Annotated in this window: 3 protein-coding genes; 2 read left to right on the forward strand and 1 reads right to left on the reverse strand. The window is 52.7% G+C overall.

What is annotated here, in order from left to right:
* Positions 1-10 precede the first annotated feature (10 nt).
* Together M2103_RS08985 and M2103_RS08990 are read left to right on the forward strand one after the other, a co-directional pair.
* Positions 11-9,994 (forward strand): immunoglobulin domain-containing protein, encoded by a 9,984-nt coding sequence (locus M2103_RS08985; RefSeq protein WP_277510052.1) that lies wholly within the window; start codon positions 11-13, stop codon positions 9,992-9,994.
* A gap of 799 nt (positions 9,995-10,793) precedes the next feature.
* Entirely contained in the window at positions 10,794-12,431 is a 1,638-nt protein-coding gene (locus M2103_RS08990; protein ID WP_277510053.1) for a hypothetical protein, read from the forward strand.
* A gap of 87 nt (positions 12,432-12,518) precedes the next feature.
* Here the strand turns inward: M2103_RS08990 and M2103_RS08995 are convergent, their stop codons facing one another.
* On the reverse strand, positions 12,519-14,003 hold the full coding sequence (locus tag M2103_RS08995; protein ID WP_277510054.1) for a Fic family protein: 1,485 nt from the start codon (positions 14,001-14,003) through the stop codon (positions 12,519-12,521).
* Positions 14,004-14,398: the final 395 nt, after the last annotated feature.

Below are 14,398 nucleotides of genomic sequence, written 5' to 3' on the forward strand. Positions count from 1 at the left end.
GGGCTCGCAGTTGCAAAATATCACCGACGCGGTCCATTGCATAGTGCAGGGGGGCGCATCCGGAACCAACAACATTGATGCCGATCCGCTTCTGCTGCCGATAGGTGAATCAATGGGGCATCTTGTGGCGATGCTATCGGCAGGCAGTCCTGCTATAGGATCGGGTCAATCGCAGGCCGAAGCAGCGGTTGGTATAACAATACCGCAGGCTGACGGCCGAGGAATGCCTCGTCCTGAACATCCGACAATAGGAGCATATGAGTGGACCTCCTCATCAATGATAATATCGAGCCAGCCACAAGTAAACATGGACGTCGCACCGAATGGCGCCGCCGTAACAATATCATCCACGGTCAGCAACGCGGTAAGATATGAGTGGTATTTTAAGAATGACGGTATGTTCAATTATAGACTGTTGAACGAAACACAGACATCCGAGTGGAATATAATAGCGGGACCGGGAAGTTACGGCTGGTATCGCATGGTGGCATATGACGCGCAGGGAAATCAGTTGGCCGCAGAGCCGGTGTTGGTGAGGAGTCCGCGGGTTTACGTGAGCACGACAGGCAGTGACGAGAACGACGGATCGTCATGGGCGACGGCGGTCGCGAGCGTGCAGCACGCGATAGAAAACTGCTTCGGCAATGAGGTATGGGTTGCGAGCGGGACGTATGTGCCGATGGGTCGTCCGAACGGAGGGAGCGAGACGGACAACCGACAGAGGCATTTTTCGTTGAGGAACAACGTGTCGGTGTATGGGGGATTTGCGGGGACGGAGACGGCGCTCGGGGAGCGGGACCTGCTGGCGAACGAGACGATCCTGTCGGGGGACTTTAACGGGAACGACGTGTATGACCCAGTGTCAGGGGCGCTCAAATCGGGAAGCAGTGAGAACGCCTACTATGTATTTTACCATCCGCAGCCGATGGGAGTGCAACTGAATAATACAGCGGTGCTTGGCAATGTGACGATACGGGGCGGAAGTCCCAGCAGCTCGTTGAGTTCAGGGGGAGGCATGCGGAACCTCAACAGGGCAAGTCCGAGATTGGTAAACTGTGTGTTTACAGGAAACCTGCATGCGGGCCTGTATAATGGGAGCTGGTCGAGTCCGGAGGTGATTGGATGCGCGTTCAACGGGAATGCGGGTGCGGCCGGAGTGTATGACAAGGATGATGCATCGCCGGTATTGGACGGATGCACGTTCTATAGAAACAGCGGCAATGGATTGCAGCACGGGTATAGCGGGACGGCAACGGTGGTGAACAGCACGTTTTACAGAAACGGGGGCCACGGTGTGTATGTGCATTGGAATACAAACGCCGTGGTGATAAACTGCACGAGCACCGAAAACGAGGGAGGCGGGATTGTGCTCGACACGACGAGTGGTCCGATGAAGGTGATAAATAGCATAGTATGGGGGAACAAGGGCTCGCAGTTGCAAAATATCACCGACGCGGTCCATTGCATAGTGCAGGGGGGCGCATCCGGAACCAACAACATTGATGCCGATCCGCTTCTGCGGGAATTTGAAAATTATGGTGGGGTGGTTTCGATAATTCCTGTTGCATTTGGGAGTTGCGCAGTTGAAGCAGGCATCAATCAAGCTGAACTTGGTGATTCTGTAGTATTGCCAACGGTAGATGCTAGGGGAGTGGATAGAACCGCATTTTCAAGACCGACAATTGGAGCTTATGAGCCGCAGGCAATCATACCTAGTGGACAACCCTTAATTATGCCGATATTGGGCACGGGGGCCTATACCATTGGTTCTGATTACACACTCAATGTGGTTTGGAGCGAAACTCGTGCAGAAATGGGATTTGTGTTCAAGTGGTATAAAGACGGGCTACTTGTTCCGATCGAAACAAGTAGTCGTTTGTCGGAGCAAGCATTCAGACTAGGAACATCGGATTATCGCGTCGAAATCACACTTGATGATAAATCTTGGTCTGCTGAATATACGGTGACGATTTATCCAAGTGTAATTTATGTTTCTGGGACAGGTGATGATGCAAACGATGGGACGTCCCCGGTAACGGCCAAGCGTTCTTTGGACAAGATTTTGGCGAACCTTCCCTACGGCGGAAACTTCACAATTAATGTGCTCGGTGACTCATCTGTATATGCCGTTAATGATCTATATACGCTCACTTCGGGCGTGACGCTGAATATCGAAGATGGCGCGATCATAAAGTTTGCCGATGGTGCGGGGCTTAATGTTGAGGGTGGTGCGACCCTGAATATTGGTAAAGCCGTTCTCACTCATCTCGCTGATGACACTATCGGTGGTGACACAAATGAAGACGGCAACCGCTCCGTGCCAAGCCACAATCAATACACAATAACAGGTTCCGGTCAGATTTCGATTTCGGCAGACTGCGACTTTCGATTTAAGACCTTCGAATACGGCGGAACACTTTCAGTCGATCAAATTTGGATTGGGAACAGGGTTTATCGCATCACCTCCGATGTGGTTGTGCCAAATGGCGTGAGTTTGACGATCCTTGAGGGCGCTATTCTGAAGTTCGACCAAAGCAAGCGCATCACCGTGCAGGCAGGAGGTTCTCTATATGTGGCAGGTGCAAGGAACAATAATGTGATTTTCACCTCCATTAAAGACGATGTTCATGGTGGCGACACGAATGGCGACGGAATAAGCACTATTCCCTCAATGGGCGATTGGCGGAGTTTGCTCATCAGCGGCCATGCGGATTTCAGGCATTGCAAATTGCTTTTCGGCGGCAACACGAATTCAGGAGGTTGGTCGGGCGCGGAAGGCGGAGTCATCACCTATTTGAACGGGTCAACAGGTGTCGTCGACTCATGTCTGATTTCGGATGGAAAATTTGATGGTGTTTCCTCATACTCCCCCAGTCTACTGGTGGAAAATACGACTGTATTTTATTGCGATAGGGCTATCCAAGTCTTGGGTGGACAGGCCGATTTGGTTAATTGTGTGTTCTATGGAATGACAGGTAATCATGGAGTTCTGGCACACGGCGGCATCGTGAGGATGTATAACAGTGTTTTGTCCAAGGTTTCCTCCAGCTTTATCTATGCGGGTTCGTCAATAACGATAAAGAACTGTCTTTTCTGGAACCCTGCGGGGTATGGTCCCCAATCCTACAGTGCGGTAGGATCAAATGGGAATCTGTGGAGCGATCCTCTTTTCCATGCTGCCGAAAATGGCGATTTCACCCTGAAAATCGGCAGTCCGTGCATTGATGCAGGGGACGGCTCTGTGGCCCCTGAGCGTGATTTTTTTGGGCAAGAGCGGGTCGATGACATGTATGTGGAAAATACGGGCACGCCGGCATCAAATGGGGCGTGCCCGGATATTGGCATTCACGAAATGAGCGCCAATGCGGTTTCGGATGTCGATTTGGCAGTGAGCAAAGTGGTCATCCCTGCGTCGGCAAATGTCGGGGATACGATTCAAATAAGATACACGGTTACCAATGTCGGCAGCCTGCCTGCGCGCGGCACCTGCCGCAACGAAATCACGTTTGTCGGTAATTCCACCATGCCCAATAGAAGCGCGAACGCTATCAGCTCGACACTGAGCCTTGAGCCTAATGAGAGCGTCGAGTTGACCGCAAGTGTCACCGTGCCGAGCTTGGCGGAGGGCGACTGGCATTTGCAGATTCTACTGAACCCTGACAGGGCTATTTTTGAAGGACGCAATACTGACAACAATCTCTACACGACATCGGATGTGATACGCATCAGCATGGCGGCATTGGGTGGGACGACCACGGCCGTAATCAACGGCAACTCCAGCCAGACCTTCAGAGTCGAGGCCTCCGCCAGCGAAGCGGGCACAATCTTGATCTATGCGCCGGAAGGTTTGAACATCTATGGTGCCTTTGGCTATGTGCCGGGTGTCGGACAGAGCGACATAAAGGCCGTTTATTGCGGCGATGGTGTTTACGCCATCACGGTGCCGCAGGGTGAAGGCAGCATGTATTTGACGGTCGAAAACCCAACCATTGCTGATAAAACCATTCAGATAGAAAAACCTACTGCGGCACTGAGCATTCTTGGCGTGAGCACAAACACGCTTCCAAATACCGGGCAGGTGACACTTTCTCTATATGGCACGGGATTTACAGCGTCCTCACTTGTGGAGTTTCGGAGTAACGGCCAAACGATTCTACCTAATCGCATCACTTGCATTTCGCCAGTGGAATTGTCCGTAACGTTCGCCTTGGATAATGCGACAGCGGGCGACTATGATATTATAGTTAGCAACGGTTTCAGTCAGGTGACATTTGATAGGCCGATTCAAGTATTGCAGACCTCCGTGGGCCCAAAGCTCACGGTGACTCTCGAAGTGCCTTCGGGCATCCGCCCGGAGCGCTGGAGCATGCTTGTGGTCAATTACACCAATGAGGGTGACGCGGATGCCCACGCGCCAATTATCACCCTGTTTGGCGAGACGGAGGTGTTCTTGTCACCAGACAACGGAGTGGAAGAATTTGAGCATTCGATTCGTTTGTTTGGACTGGCCCAGGATGGCAACCCCTTGGTCATCGCGCCTGGAAAGAGTTATAGCATGCTTGTGCAGTTCAAAACCGCAAGCACGGGTTCGGCTGTGGTGATTAGCAATTTGGTATATAATCATGGGAAAGATATTATTGCGTGGAGTGGTCTCTTTAATCTTGCGTCAAGCGAACCGGAAAAACTCCAGCGACTCTATGACGCGTATGGCGCAGAGAACACAACCGGCTACTATGACGCCATTTTCGCGGATGTCCAAAAGTGCGCGGATATTGGCATTCGCCCAATTTGCGCGGAACATTTCTTCCGCATAAAATCCCTATGCCTCCCCGAGTCTGAATACGCCATTGTGAAAGGAACACTGCTGCACCGGGACACGGGAGCGCCGGTGCCGGATGTTGTAATTCATGCTTGCACGGCAGAACAGTCATCCAGCGTAGCCGTCTCCAAGACAGATGCCAATGGGCGATTTTTCTTTTATGGGATTGGAAAAGGAACGCTCGTGTGCGCGAGCAACACCTTGGATGTCGAGGCCATTATTCCCATTAACGATAACATCACAGAACATGTGGAAGTTGATCGCGCTCTCTTGTTCTGCCAAAAGGAAGAGATCGAAGAGGCTGAGACAAGACAGGACTTGAGCTCTCTGCATCTTGTTGGCATAGGAGGTATGCAATTGTGCGTAGGGTTAAATAATGGGCTTTTGTTCGCGGCTGATATGTCCAAACTGGCGCAATACACTTACTATAAGTCAGAAAAAACATACTCATCCGTTGTTGTCCCTGATTCACAGGATAATCCGAATGAAATAGTTGTCTTCCTGCTTGATGGTGGTGGCAAAAAGATATCGAAAGCCACTCTTCAAATAACCGCGCACGGGGATTTTCAGTGGGTAGATTATAAAGAGCATATTGAAAATTTTGATTATGATAAAATTGTGTTAATTTCTGATGAAATAGGAAACTACACCGGGGTTGCTCTTGATTTAGAAGCTGGTTCGGGTTCATCGTTGAGATATTACAAATTAAATAAAAATGAATTCATTGATATTCCGATTATATTAATGGATTCCACGTTTGCATCAACTTTTTCCATGCCTCCTATTAAGACAAATTTCACCATACCGTTTGCAGTTGGTGATATAAAAGTGTCAATCGAGATTACGGGTGATCAGGAAACCGAGGAAAAGTGTTGCGATTGGTTGCAGTCATCTGGGTTCAAGGGGACGGGGGCGTTGCAAATGAAATCATGGACAAAAATTGTTACTGGAGCCGCGATCAGCACTGGGGTGGATATTAGTGGAAAGTGGGATCGCAAATATACGTGCCAATTGAATGCGCAGGCAAATAAATGCAATCATGCACCTATAAGATTGCTCTCAGAAGAAAGAGCGCTTGGAGGTTTTGTTTGGGTAGACCTCACCAGGTCTGTTCCTTTGCCTCTAAATCTAGGAAAGCTTTCTGGAAAAATCCGGGCGAAAATTGGTTATAATAATAAATTATTAACTATAAATGGAAGTGAGACAACAAAACACGAGGCAAGTATGGAGTTTTCTTTGGTCGGTCAAGTCGCAGCTCAGGCGGCGCTTACGAATGCTCTCAAAGATGCGCTTGAACCCGAAGATGCTGCATATATAAAAGAATTTACGATAGGGATCACCGCCGCTAGCGCCAGAGCTGATGTTGGTGTTTACTATGATTCAACGAAAGGAATAAGAGGTATAAGAGAGGAGCTCTCATATAAGGTAGAAGTGACTAAAGTGTTTAAATGGGAAGGTATGCTAACTGAAGATTCCTCCACGCTACTTAAGCCTAAATTCACTTGGGATCCTGATATTCAGAAATATTTCGACTCCAAATCTAACAAGAGCTCGATGTCGATGAGCAAAGCCGTCAATTACCTACTGCCTGAAACGACGCTTTTGTCCGCGATGTCTCCGTTGGATGACATATCTGTAGACCTATCACACAATACTGTGTTTGCGCCAGGGCAACTACAGGACGGTTATCCGTTAAACAATGAATTCCCATGTTTAATTGGGACACAAGATGGAAACACACTAGCATGGATTCGGCAGGTCGTGTCTGACGGCTTGAGTATGGGGAAATTGCTAGTTGGCGACATTCGGAATGATCAAATTGAGGGTTTGCGGGAATTATCCCAAGGGGATGTCAATGTGACCGGCTTGTCCATGCTCGCCATCAATGATAGTGATCTTCTTGTTGTTTGGGCGCAGGCGGAGCCATTGCGGGATTCCGAGAACGCGTTCAGGCGATCAATCTCCCGTTTTGACACAAGATTATATTATGCAGTGCGCAGTTCGGGAGCTTGGTCTTCACCCAGAAGAGTTACCAATGCTGACGTCGTGGAGACCAGACCTAAGCTGGGATTCGATTCACTGAAAAACGTCCCTGTTGTTGTGTGGATGGGTATGAATGATTCTGGTGAGCATACAATTATGTCGGCGTCCTACAATGCCGATATATGGCAACCCCCCAATGCGGTTTTATCGACTATAAATAATATCGAGGCTATAGAAATTTCCTCTTGGCGTAAAAATGACACGCCCGCCCAGTTGCTGGTGTCTCTCTGGCAGGGGAGTGACAACCAGGTTGTGAGGAGTGGTGTATTAGGGGCATCTGGATGGGCAATGGACACATTCACCATTCCGGTGATGCCTGTTACTGCTTCCAGCGAAACCGAACAAGCCACAATTACTTCCTATGCATCTTTAGCAATGTCTCAAAATCCCATCTTTTCGATGGCTTCAGCCCCCTCCGATGGCTGCAAGGAGGATTGCCGTTGTGGATGCGGACTGGTTTATTTTTGCGGCTGTCCTGTGGCAACATGTCCATGCAAGGGAGAATGCAAGGGCGATGGTATAAGCTGCTGCGATTGTGTTGATAAAAATGGCATTCCTATTCATCGTTCAAATGACCCCAACGAAATGACAGGCCCAGCAGGAGCTGGAGAACAGCGCTATGTGATTCCCGGCGAATGGCTCGATTTTAAGGTGTATTTTGAAAACATGGCCACTGCTACGGCGGCTGCACAGGAGGTGCATGTCAACAATGCGCTCAGCCAGTATTTGGACTGGAGTTCGTTTGAATTTGCCGAGGTTTCGTTTGCCAACCAGATCGAGATGGGGCTGCGCGGTTTGAAGAGCGGACAGATCGAGGTCGCGCAAAAGGGCACCAGCACCAAGGTGCGCGTGGAGGCTTCGTATAATGAAAGCACCGGAAAGGTTTATTGGTATATGCGGTCGGTTGATCCTTCCACCGTCGACAAGTGGCCGCTTGATCCTTATGCGGGCTTCCTGTTGCCGAACGACGAAACGGGGCGCGGCGAGGGTTACGTGGCTTATCGCGCGAAGGTGAAGGCCGACGCGCCACATAATGCGCGTATCGACAGCAGCGCGGATATTATATTTGATTACAACGAGGTGATCGTCACCGATCCGGCTTGGTTCAATACCGTGTATGCCGAGGGGTTGACTGCTCCGGAAATCACCACGCCGCCATCCGACGCTACAAAGGCGCTTGGAGCTTCAGCGTCGTTTACCGTGGCCGCCACGGGTTATGAGCCGATGTCGTATCAGTGGTTTAAGGACGGTGTTGCGCTCGAAGGCCAAACATCTGCGACGCTCACGTTGTCGAGCGTGCTGGCTGACGACGCGGGCCTTTACACGGTCGCGGTGACAAACATCTTCAAGTCGGTCACGAGCGAGCCGGCTTCGTTGACTGTTTTGACTCCGCCCGAGATTGCTTGGGCACCCAACGCCGGCAGCCAGACCGTGCAGGATGGCGCGACGGCGACGTTTGTCGTGGAAGTGACCGCCGGCAGCGCGCCGTTCACCTATGCGTGGTTCAAGGACAATGTGCTTATCGCGAGCGCTACCGCCGCCTCCTATACCACGCCCGCCGCGCTGCTCTCCGACAATGGCGCGGTTTATAAGGTCGAGGTTTCCAATGCCGCCGACACCGCATCGCTGAATGCCACGCTCACCGTCGTTGCGAGTCCGAAGACTATTGCGGATCAATATAAATCGCAAATCGAGGATCCGGGCACGGCAACGGTCACGATTTCGGGCACGGTTGATTTTTCGCTGGTTGGCGGAATCACGATTCCGTCCGGCAAAACCATTGAGGGTGCGGATGCCTCCTCAACGATTATCGGCGGCGTCACCATTCCGGCGGGCGCGAGCGGCAATGTCATTATCGGCATCAACTTCACCGAGGGCACGCTGACAATCAACGGTGCGAGTGATGTGGAGGTCACGCATTGCACGTTCACCGACACGCCCGTCACCATTACGGACGGTGCGGACAATATTTCCTTCTCGTGGAATGAATTCACCGCGACGGGCGGCGGCAGCGGCTCGGCGATGACCATTTCCAACGCAGGCGCGGGCACAGGCATCCTCCTGCACAATAATCTGTGGGGTGACGGGCTGAAATCCGACATGCCGGGCGTGACCAATGCGCGCGTTTACATGTATAACAACTACTTCACCGCAACGGGCAACACCACCGCAACCGTTGCCGGAGCGGGCGCGCAAATCCTCTCGGTCAACAACATCTACGAAGGCACCCACAACCCGCTCACCACGCAGTCCACCGGGTTGCTGCACGCGTCGGGCAACAGCATGATTTCGACCACCGGCACGACCGAGCCGGGCAATGACGAGGTGTTTGTCCCCTCGTATTCGCACATCATCAACCCCGCCGACACCGTCACGAAAGCCTCAATCGCGGCGAATGCGGGCAACACTGCGGGTAAAAACTCCAGCACGCCCGCGCAAATGAGCGGCACCGCCGGCATCAGCGCAACCGTGACCGGCTCCGGCGCGAGCAAGACCAATGTCAGCGCCCATGTGCCCGCGATGGGAGGCTTTACTCTCGCATCAACTGCGACCGGCTTTGCGCCCGCTGCGCGGCAGTGGTATCTCGACAACTTTGCCATCGCCGGCGCGACTTCCGGCTCCTACGCCGTTATCAACGCAAACGCCGCCGCGCACGCCGGCACCTATGCCGTGGCATTGACGGCCGGCACGGGAGAAATCGTGACCTCCGGCGCGTTCACGGTGACGGTGGGCGCGCTCGCGCCGCCAGTCATCACGTCGAATCCCGTGTCGAAAACAATCAATGTCGGCGGCAGCGCGACTTTCACAGTTGTCGCCACCGGCGAGAGCTTGTCTTACCAATGGAGGAAAGGCGGATCGAGCATTGCCGGCGCCACCGGCGCCTCCCACGCAATCACCAACGCGCAGCAATCGCACGCGGGCAACTACAGCGTGCTCGTGATGAATCCGTCGGGCACAGTCACCAGCAGCGCCGCCACGCTAACGGTGACCACCACCAGCGGCACCGGCGGCAACAACGGCGGAAACAACAATTCCGGCGGCGGTGGAGGCGGCGGCGCGGTAAGCCTCTGGTGGCTGGCCGCGCTCGCAGCATTGGCGGTTGGGCGCCTCATCGGACGGAGGACTCCATAACAATACCCTCCGCCACTCCTTTTTCGCCGGGTGATTTTTGCTATGACTTTGCGGCGGTTTTTACGCCGCGAGTCTTCCGCTTGCTTTTTTGGAAACTTTTCCGCGCCAACTGATCGCAACGCCATTCGGTGGGCGGTGATACGAAAACCGTGAAAACATGCGGTGGCAGTAGGGCAAAAGCAGGTGTGTCGCAAAAAAATGAAAAATATTTTCAGGGGGAAAAGTGACCCCCAATATGTTAGGATAACATAAACATATTACTACCGTTTTTTAGTGCCAGGTTCATGCATCGTCAACATCAAAATACACTTTCGCGCATTGACAAAACGCCATTTTTATAAATGGTCCCGCTCCGTCAGCGGTTCTTTATACATTCTTCGTTAACTCAAAACCAACCAAGTCCCTCTATTATTTCCAAAGCATGAATTTTTCAAATTCATGCCATGACGCTCGGAGTAACCTCTCGATGCGCGTCATTGCAGGCTGAACCCCCTCGGGCCTGCTGAGACACCACATAATAACATCGCCACGTAATGCCGGGTCGGCACGCATGCGGATGAATATATATCCATAAACTGGATACGTTATTACATCTTCACGTGCGCTTAACCGTCACAAGGCAACGCTATGTCTCCATATATTTTTACACTTTAACGATACATAATTCGTTGAACTACAAGCGCGGACTGCAAACGCAAACAACCTAAACAAACCAACAACCATTAGAAAGTTAGAATAAATGACAGAAGCAAAACACACCACGCCAAAAACCATAACCACAAATCGAAAAGAAACAAACATGACAGAAGCCACACCCATGCATAAAAACACCGATGTCCATAACGGTGCGCCTGCGAGCTCATTGCTCATCAATAAAAATGGCTTGTTAGCAATTGATAAAATCCTCGAGTTCATCGCGGAAAGCAATTTCACACCCATAGAAAAGTCCATGGCGCGTGACTTTCTCTTGGCACCAAACATGATATCTAAAGCCCTCAAAAACTATGAGGATTGCGGCGTTTCGGGAGAGGATGAGCTTAAACTCCTTTCATTTTTTGTTATTACTTCCCGCAAGCTGGATCGCCCGCTCGCGCTCATAACGCAAGCGCCAGCAGGCACCGGTAAGTCGACCGTTCAGGATGTGACACTTCAATTCGTCCCCGATAATGAGCTCGTCAAGCTTACAACGGCGTCGGCGGAGTCGTTCTATTACATCGATGGCGGACTTGAACACAAAGTCCTTGCTTTCGAGGAGCTTGCCGGTGTCAACAAGGTTGCGCATCCGCTCCGGGTTCTACAATCCGCCGGCGTCCTCACGAAGGCGGTGACAATCACGAAAGGCAGTGACCGGCGCATGCGTGTTTATGAAGTGCACGGCCCGGTGACAATCATGGTCACGACCACTGCCGTTGATGTAGAGAGAGAGCTCCTCAGCAGATGTATGATCGTTCACACGGACGAGAGTTACGCGCACACGAAACGCATCATGGAGCTGCAGCGTCTGAACGGAACCATCGAGGGCCTTGAACGTGCCGAACGCAAAAAGCAGATTGTGCGAATCCAGCAATTGGTGCAGTCGATGCTCCTCCCGCTCAAGGTGATGAATCCATTCGCGAATGACATGACCTTCCCCGTGGAAGGCGCCAACGCACGACGCGACCACGACAAATACCTCACCCTCATTTACGCCATCGCGCTTTTGCATCAATTCCAGCGGCCGATAATGATGCACACAATCGCAAGGAAAACCATCCCTTATATAAACATTACTATCGACGACATTGAACAGGCAAATCACCTGATGGGGCATTTCTTCGGAAGGAGCGTGGGCGATCTCTCACCCGGACCGCAGGCACTCCTCACGAAGCTGGTTGGTATGCTCGAAACGAAATGCGCGGAGGAAGGGGTCTCCCAAGAATTCCGCCGCTTCACGCTCGACGAATATCGCGCCTTCACGCAGTCGGCGGCGTCGCAAAGTCGGAAGCACCTCAACACGCTTGTGGCCTCAGGCTATGTGGAAGAATTTCGCGGCAAAAACGGCACACCCTTTGAATATATTCTTTTATATAAGCCAACTTTGGATGCCAAAAAGCCCTTCGTGGCGGGTCTCGTGGATGTCGAAACCTTGCGCAAAAAATACGCTGCCTCCACGCCCGAATCTGCCAGTGTGACGGCGGCAAATGCAGCCTCGGTTAAAACCAAAGCAAATGGCGGAGAGGCCATGCCGCATCCGCATACGGACGACACCTCCACGCCCAAACCGACGAACACTGCGCCGGCCGCGCCGCACACCAACGGTAAGGCCGCCTCAAAAAGCGAATTGCAAACAACGCCAACCCCCAAAAGGCGCAGAAGCAAAAACATTAATGATAAGAGCCAGGCCGATTTCGGACTGTTTTTCGGCGACGCACCCGGTGGCCTTTTCGACCAAACCTGAGCCAAAGTGCGCCCGCAATGCCCCCGAAGCCTCGCGCTTCGGGGCATTTTTTTGTCCATTCAAAATTGCCCCGGAACCCGCCCGCCCTCAGTCAAGAATCGTCGGCAGGCCGAATGGAGCGGCGTGTTCGTCGAGCGCCTTGGTGCCGCGGAAATATTCGTGGGTTTTTTCAAACGACTCGAATGGCATGCGGCTGTTTAGCTCAATGAGCTTGTGGCCAAACGCGATGAAGGGCTCGGCGTCGCTTCGCAACGTGAGCGCCTCCAGCACCGTCAAATAATCGCTGCGGAAAGAAGTGGGGATGATCAGGCGCATTCGGCCCGCCGCCTCCAGCTCCGCATTCATGCCAAGGCGCGAGATGCGTCCGTTGCCATCGTTGAAGGGATGCACCTCCGCCATGAGAAACAGCACGTAAAGCGCCCTCGCGACCGGCGACGGCAACGCGCGTCCCAGCGTCCATCCGCGCGCGAGTGTTTCAACAACGAGCTCCGGCGCGACAAACACCCGCGAACCAAATTCGTTGTTTCGCGTTTTCAGGACACCCGGTTCGACCGACGCCCTGCCGGCCATCATGCGGGCATGGCGTCGTTTTATGAGGTCGATCAACTCGGACGGGCTTTCCGGCACCGCTGCGCTGATATTGGGATCGGTGGCAAGCCGATAGGTTTCGCGCACATCGTGAGCGTCCTCGGGACGCGCGCTTTGCAGGCGCCCGGCCGCCGCGCCGGCGTAAACAATTGATTGCGCTTCTTCGACGGTGAATTTTGTGCCCTCGATGAAGTTCGAGAAATACGCCTCCCAAAAGGCCCGGTTGTCGAACTCCGGGGCCGGGGGCGCCGGCAGCTCCTTGAATGCTTCCGCCGCGAGGCGCGCGTGAAGGTTGCGGAAAAGAATGTCCCGCTCGGGGTCGTAAGGTTTTCCGTGGGCGCGCGAACGCGAAAGGTCGCTTGTGAGCCGGTAGGCGGAACGCCGCCCCAGCAATGCGTCGGCCAGATTTTGAAATTCCCGCTGTTCATTTTGCCAGCCAAGCCGCTCCGCCAGTCCGGCTGTGCGCGTTCGCATCTGTTCAAGCCAGACCGTGCCGAAGATGCGAATCTGGCGGTCAATCCAGTGCTCAAGTTCGGATTTCGAGAGGATTTTTGGTTCATCCCCGGCGCGCGCGCGCGCAATCTGCATGTTCTCCAAAAGCGCGCGCGGCTGGCTTGCAGTGAATAGCTTTTCGCTGTCACCAAATACCACCGGAATGTCGTCGGGTTGCGCCGCCGGGCCTCGCCAAAGCCGGATTTCCAAACCGGGCAACTTGCGCACGGGAGCCACCGCGTCCGGCACGCTTATATGAAGTTTGCCCGCGGGTGACAGTTTGTTGTCGATTGCAGAGCGATGGCTGATCACCGCGCCCGGATAAAAATGCGCGATAATCTCCAGGCGGTGCCGCTGCACGATAGTTTCGACAGGCGAGGTCATGTCGTCCGTGTAAATCTTCGTGGCAATTTTTCGCAGTTTTCCGTATGCGACTGCACGGGCGATTTTACTGGAGCGGATTGGATTGGATGAGCCGAAAGTCAGGGACATAAATTTTCTATAGTTGGAGCATTGAAACAGACATGGCATGTCAAATTTCATATAAATAAAAGACAGATGTGCCAATTTTAACAACAATAAACTGCTGATCGAGAGGACATTTGTCCTGAAGGCGGAGGCAATAAATTTCGGAAATAGTCGTCGATATCATCGAAAAAGAAAAATTTAAGATGATTAGGAGTTAGGTGCGCAAACTTTCATTATATTTGAGCAATCATGACGTTCACCGCCACGTCTATGCTTCGGTGCACTCAACCTCAACAGGGTGCCAAGCGGCGAACAAGCCGGGCGGCATCCGCCCCGGAAACCGGTGCCGAAACGCCCCCCCCGAAACGGGAGGCGAAACCGAGGCCGACCTCGAGGATTCCGACCTGCGGACTGGTTCA

The sequence above is a fragment of the Ereboglobus sp. PH5-5 genome (assembly GCF_029504805.1).
GTDB lineage: Bacteria > Verrucomicrobiota > Verrucomicrobiia > Opitutales > Opitutaceae > Ereboglobus.

Coding starts and splice junctions, on each gene's coding strand:
- M2103_RS08990 (WP_277510053.1), top strand. CDS start 10,794: ATGACAGAAGCCACACCCATGCATAAAAACACCGATGTCCATAACGGT.
- M2103_RS08995 (WP_277510054.1), bottom strand. CDS start 14,003: ATGTCCCTGACTTTCGGCTCATCCAATCCAATCCGCTCCAGTAAAATC.